1 protein-coding gene is annotated in these 397 nt (G+C 42.6%); it reads left to right on the top strand.

Going from position 1 to position 397, the window contains the following annotated elements:
* Window positions 1-345, top strand: a 345-nt coding sequence (locus AB4653_RS28935) for a DUF2947 family protein (protein WP_372106081.1), incomplete at its 5' end; no start/stop codon positions are given.
* Between the last annotated feature and the right edge of the window lie 52 nt (window positions 346-397).

The following is a 397-nucleotide window of genomic DNA, read 5'->3' on the forward strand; positions in this document are numbered from 1 at the left end:
GAGAACGTAAGCCCTCAAAGCCCTGATGCTGAGAGACTAAGTTCGCAAGACTGGCCGAGCAAGGCATCTAACTGGAACGAAGAGATCAGCTGGATGGCAAATTGGGAAGCCGATGAGCCTGAAATGCCAGAAGAGATCCTTAACTTCATTGATTGGCAAGATGACGTAACTGTTTATTTTTGTTATGAAAAATATAACATTCTCGAAACTAAGTGGTCAGTTTTTAAGAAGCACTGGAAAAACTTTTTGTTCTACGATGATGGCCCTATTTTACTAGGTCGCCGTCGTTCAGAAGCACTTTGGTTTGCTACAAATGGTACGGTTAAAATTGGTAACCGTGCTTAAGTTCGGTGTGATTTAATCGTGCGAGTGTTGACGATCCGATCAACAGATAGAC

This window comes from Vibrio sp. 10N.222.48.A3 (assembly GCF_041475345.1).
In the GTDB taxonomy this organism is placed as follows: domain Bacteria; phylum Pseudomonadota; class Gammaproteobacteria; order Enterobacterales; family Vibrionaceae; genus Vibrio; species Vibrio tasmaniensis_A.